Source organism: Phyllobacterium sp. (assembly GCF_037994405.1).
Lineage (GTDB): Bacteria > Pseudomonadota > Alphaproteobacteria > Rhizobiales > Rhizobiaceae > Phyllobacterium.
The window spans coordinates 1-5166 of record NZ_JBBNAN010000356.1 but is presented as its reverse complement, the minus strand read 5'-3'; the positions used below and the strand labels follow the sequence as shown (position 1 = coordinate 5166).

General features: G+C 53.5%; 5 protein-coding genes and 1 pseudogene. 5 read left to right on the top strand and 1 reads right to left on the bottom strand.

Translation table 11 applies throughout. The annotated features are described in order from the left end of the window. From AAAC48_RS19730 to AAAC48_RS19710, 5 genes and pseudogenes are all read left to right on the top strand, one after another. Positions 1–234, top strand: a pseudogene (locus tag AAAC48_RS19730) (ABC transporter permease); the annotation flags it as partial. Between the two features lie 119 nt (positions 235–353). After that, entirely contained in the window at positions 354–1226 is an 873-nt protein-coding gene (locus tag AAAC48_RS19725; protein WP_340655811.1) for a MurR/RpiR family transcriptional regulator, read from the top strand. Positions 1227–1657: 431 nt separating this feature from the next. Further along, positions 1658–2902: a pilus assembly protein TadG-related protein gene (locus AAAC48_RS19720; RefSeq protein ID WP_340655810.1), complete on the top strand. Its 1245-nt coding sequence runs from the start codon at positions 1658–1660 to the stop codon at positions 2900–2902. Beyond that, positions 2895–3347, top strand: a complete 453-nt coding sequence (locus tag AAAC48_RS19715; RefSeq protein WP_340655809.1) for a TadE/TadG family type IV pilus assembly protein — start codon at positions 2895–2897, stop codon at positions 3345–3347. Before AAAC48_RS19720 ends, AAAC48_RS19715 begins: the two co-directional genes overlap by 8 nt. Next, the gene (locus AAAC48_RS19710) at positions 3337–3747 is read left to right on the top strand and encodes a TadE/TadG family type IV pilus assembly protein (protein ID WP_340655808.1); all 411 of its coding nucleotides are present in this window, start codon (positions 3337–3339) and stop codon (positions 3745–3747) included. The genes AAAC48_RS19715 and AAAC48_RS19710 overlap by 11 nt, the downstream gene beginning before the upstream one ends. Positions 3748–4133: 386 nt before the next feature. Here the strand turns inward: AAAC48_RS19710 and AAAC48_RS19705 are convergent, their stop codons facing one another. Continuing rightward, positions 4134–4964 (bottom strand): class I SAM-dependent methyltransferase, encoded by an 831-nt coding sequence (locus tag AAAC48_RS19705; RefSeq protein WP_340655807.1) that lies wholly within the window; start codon positions 4962–4964, stop codon positions 4134–4136. Between the last annotated feature and the right edge of the window lie 202 nt (positions 4965–5166).

Genomic DNA, 5166 nt, shown 5'->3' with positions numbered 1-5166 from the left:
CTGCTGCTGGAATCAATTGCGGCGGCCGTTATCGGCGGTGTGAGCCTATTCGGCGGCCGAGGCGCAATTCATGCGGCGCTTTTGGGAGCCTTGGTAATCGGCACGGTCCAAAACGGCCTTAATCTTATGGGTGTGGAGAACGAAGTTCGTCTGATCGTCACCGGTCTACTTCTGGTTCTCGCCGTTTCCATAGACAAGATCATTGAGAAACTAACCGGGCAACAATCGTTTTGATCTTGCGCCAATCGAGCTGCGGGGCGGTTGCCACCGCCGCTCGACGGGACCATTCGATTTGACATTGCCAATCTTTTGCGATTCGGCGCATGATGCAACGAAATTTGCAGGATTAGGAAATGGCAGAGATCGAACCACCGCGCGATTATGAGGAATTCATTCGTCTGGTCCATGACCGTTATGACGCTATGAGTAAAACCTATCAGAAGATCTCGATCTATCTTACGCAGAGCCCGAATGATGTGGCGGTCCTTTCTGTCAATGCGATCGCAGATCGCTGCGGCATCCACGCGTCCAGTTTCGTGCGTTTCGCACAGTCCTTGGGCTACGAGGGCTTTAAAGATCTACAAGGCTTGTTTCAGCGCCGCCTCTCGACGGCCGCTCCCGGTTTTGAAGCGCGAAAGAAAGCACTTGAAGCGGAGCTGGGGGCGCGAACAGACAGAAGCGAGGCTGGATTTCTTCGCGACCTTGTTGTGCGGGATATTGCGTCGCTGCAGGACATCCTTGCTCAAATCTCAGGCGAGGATCTGGCCACGGCGGTCGACCTCCTGGAAAAAAGCGAGACGATCTACTTAATCGGACAGCTGCGCTCAGCACCGGTAGTCGAGCTGCTGCGTTATATTCTTACCATGCTTGGAAAGCGATGTGTTCTGCTCGACCCGAGCGGTGGGCTTGCCACGTACATGGCACGTGTGATGAAGGACACCGATCTTTTGTTTGCCGTATCGTTTCGCTTCTATGCAACAGAGGTCGTGAACGTGGTCGAAGATGCTGCCGCTCGCGGCATCCCTATCGTTGCCATCTCCGACAGCACGCTTTCGCCTCTGGCTAAGTCTGCGAACGTCCTTTTCCCTGTCCCCGAGCATGAATATACGTTTTCACGCTCTCTTGCTGCCCCAATGTGTCTTGCACAGGCTTTGACCGTTGCGTTGGCGAGCCGCCTCCAAGGCAGTGAGGATGAGCCTCGGATTCCAACTGTGACCGGACAGTAGCGCGCCCGGCCCTCAAAAATTCGCTTAGCTTGAGATTGAAAGAGATTTCACAAGTATCTCGGTCGTGAGCTGCAGATGCTTGTCCATCAGATCGACCGCGGTATCGCCCTTGCGGGCTAGGACAGCCTCGAAAATTGCAGCGTGTTCAGCGGCTAACATCGCGATCGATCGTTCGCATCGGAACTGAAAGGCGGCGGCATCGCTCAGTTTGAGCGTAGAGGACGGCTCGTATTTTGAGAAGTGAAGGGCTTTCACAAGCAGCAACAACAGCGAAGTGGAAATGATACGGTCGTCTCGAATTCACAGAACTGGGTTTGCTCAATGCTTGAGAGGGAGTACTTGATCGCCATGTTCTGCGTTAAATGGAAGGAAAATTAAATTGCGATGGAATCTTTAAAATACTTCTTCATCTTTTTTTGTTTCCATAGGGCATGAAAATACGGCCCTTCGGTATTCCAAAATTTCTGGGGAGCTTTCTGCAACGAAATGCAGAAGAGGACGGCAACGTTGCTATTATTTTCGCTCTTTGCCTCCCCATTGTCATTGGTGGCGCCGGACTGGGTGTCGAGACTTCCTATTGGTATTACAGTGATCTGAAATTGCAGGCGGCAGCGGATGCTTCTGCCTACGCCGGCGCTTTAGAAAAAGTTTCGGGATCCGGCACACCGGCAATAATCTCCGCTGCGACACTTTCAGCTACTTCGAATGATTTTGAAACGTCGACGGGTCAAATCGAGGTTTTCACGCCTCCATCGACTGGACCAAATACCAAAAAGCAGGCAGTTGAAGTAATCCTTCATCAAAGATTGGATCGATTTTTCACATCGATATTCTCTCAGACCCCCGTCATAGCACAGGCTAGAGCCGTCGCGGTCATTGCCGAAGCGCTAAAAGCCTGCATCCTCGCGCTTGATCCTTCCTCTTCGAATGCGGCGCTCTTTTCCGGCAGCGCCGACGTTAAACTGACGGGCTGTTCCGTCATGGCAAATTCAATAGACTCAGATGCTATCAAGCTCCAAGGTTCCGCAAAACTACAGGTCGACTGTCTGATATCAGCCGGGGGCGTGGATTTGGGCAACGGCGCTGTGAAAACCGCTTGCGCAACGCCGATCACCCAGGCACTGCCAGCCGCTGATCCCTTCGCCGACGTACCAACGCCGCAAGCTTCGAGTCCATGTCAGAATGCCAAGTTGGCCACACTGAAGCCCGGGACATACTGTAATGGGCTCAGTTTGAGCGGCAATGTGAGCCTCGCTTCAGGCATCTATGTCATTGAGGGCGGCGATTTCAAAGTAAATGCGAATGCATATGTTTATGGCGAAGGGGTCGTGATCTATTTGGCAGGAGGTTCGCGTGTGAGCATGAATGGCAACGCCACCGTTCAACTCAGCGCCCCGACGTCAGGACCCTATGCGGGAATACTGTTTTTTGGAGACAGATCAAGCGTTGGAGGATCGAATACTTTCAACGGGACGGCGGATTCACAGCTGACCGGTGCGCTGTATTTTGCGAAACAACAGGTTCGTTATCTCGGAAACTTCTCTGGAAAAGGCGGCTGCTCGCAAATCGTCGCCGGGACGATAGAGTGGTCCGGTAACACGAGCATCAACCAGGATTGCACCAGCCTAGGAATGCGAGACATTCCAGCGACGCAGTCCGTTCAACTGGTTGAATGACGTCATGAACTTGCGCCCATCGTGGAATTTCGGAAGCGAGTCAGGTGTTGCAGCGATCGAATTTGCTTTGGTTGCCCCCATCCTTTGCCTGGTGTGTCTTGGGATCATGGATGGCTGGTCTCTGGCCTCTAGCGCGTTGTCGATGCGCGCAAGCGTGAAAACGGCGGCCAACATGGTGATGCAAGGTGCAGCAGACGATGCAGCGATCCAGGCAGTTGCGCTTTCAAGTTGGGACAATCGCCCGGATGATGCGCAAGTGATATTGAACCGTGTCTATATGTGCGGGAATACCACGGTCAGTGTATCGAGCCTGTGTCAGGGTTCGAAAGTGCCGTTGACCTTTGTGCACATTCAAGCCAAAGCGACCTGGGTCGCTCCCTACAATCTCGAAATATATTCTGTTTCCCGCGAGCTTAACCATGAAGAGGTGATTCGTGCCCGGTGATCGCTCCGCGAGGATATTCGAGAGGGATGAAACAGGTGGAACTGCCATAGAGTTTGCGTTGGTTGCTCCAGTCCTAATCCTGCTTTTGTTTGGCATGGTCGTGTTCGGATGGAGCATGAACGCCATGTCGAGCGTGCGCTACGCGCTAGAAGAGTCCTCACGCGCACTCCAGATGAAAAGCTCCCTCACTCAGACTGAGATCGAGGCAATGGTCAAAGACCATGTGCGCGAATTGGGATTGCAAAATGTCGACGTAACATTGGCGATTGACGCACCCAGCGGCGGCTTCAGGTTGGCGCATGTCACAGCGACGTATAGCTTTGTGGTTGAAATTCCCCTGATCGATCCGTATCCACTGAATTACAAGGCGTCTATCACAGTGCCGCTGGTCGCTTCGTAAGATACTCAGCCTGCTAAGAATGACCTTGCACTTCGCAATATCGTCGACGGCATGTTGCGGATCTGGTGGCGGCGCTGATCAACTGGATACTACGCAGAGCTCGGACCTGACGGTCTTATTCCGTAAAAGCTTCCTCTTAAAGGCCGACAGTGACGTGCTCACAGCTATTCAGTGAAGGGAAAGGCGCAAAGCTTCGAAGGGTCTATCCACCGTCGATCGAACACAGGCCAATCTACGTGAAGAACGCGCGGTCATTTTCCGGCCCCCAGGCTTGCAACAGTTCCTATTTCGAACCCGATACCGTCTTTTTGACAAACGCCGGCATTGCCATCAGCATTGAGCGGGTCGGTGCGATGTTCTCGATCGCGGCCAGAAAATGCTGCCGTTCAGCCAACTCGAAGTGCCGTTGCAACATGCGCCTCTTGCGGAAATGATAAGTGGCCATCGCGGAGCATCTCTGGATCAAGCAATGATTGGGTGGCAGAGGCAACGTTCGATATAATGGTTTCGCGCTCGACATCATTTCGATCGCCCAGGAGGCCGGCCATTGGCGTCGCGATGAATTGAAATTGCACGTAGTCGAGGACGGATGGAAAGGTGATGCGCTTCGTGACGGTTTTGACGTCGACCTGATCAAAACCTTCCTGGGTCATCAGGGCACCGACCTCATCGGCCTGGGGAAAGATGTGCTCCGCACGTTTGATCCTTGATGCATCTGGGCCAAGGCTTTGATCAAGAGCCTGTACAAAGGCGTTTGCGGCCGGTGTGTTCTCGATGGCGCTATAGACACTGAGAGCTACCCGACCTGACGGTGCCAGCACCCGCTTCATCTCACGAAGGGCGAGCGGTCTATCCGGGAAGAATTGGAGGCCAAGTTGGCAAAGAACGAGATCGAAAGTGCCATCATCAAAGGGAAGGCCGAGGGCGTTGCCTTCAAGCCATTCGATGGATGCACCTGAGTTCGGTACAGATCGGGCCACAGCGAGCATACCGGGATTGAAGTCAACCCCGACAACGCGGCCGCTTGCCATCCGCTCTGCTGCGAGACGTGTTACGGCACCCGTACCACATGCAATATCGAGCGCGGCTTCTCCCGGCTTTGGCCTTGCTCGATCAATGAGATCGGCCGCCCAAACTGACGTGATCGCGGGCACGAGATAGCGCTCGTATAGTTCCGGCGCACTGCCATCAAGTTGCCAATGTTCCTGCTCTGACATTGAAAGCCTATGTCGTGACGTTAACAGGTTGAGTACCATTTAGCATGGCAAGGCGCTGTGGTCAGCAACGGGGCATTCGCTTTTTTTGGGCTAGTTTGCACCGTTTGGCGCCGTAATAGAACTTCGAACTTATGGTTAGACCCTAATAAATGCCTCGCGCCTGGCTGGATAAGGCTCAATGGAAGTGCTCCGGCCATTTTCC

Coding starts and splice junctions, on each gene's coding strand:
- AAAC48_RS19705 (WP_340655807.1), bottom strand. CDS start 4,964: ATGTCAGAGCAGGAACATTGGCAACTTGATGGCAGTGCGCCGGAACTA.
- AAAC48_RS19725 (WP_340655811.1), top strand. CDS start 354: ATGGCAGAGATCGAACCACCGCGCGATTATGAGGAATTCATTCGTCTG.
- AAAC48_RS19720 (WP_340655810.1), top strand. CDS start 1,658: ATGAAAATACGGCCCTTCGGTATTCCAAAATTTCTGGGGAGCTTTCTG.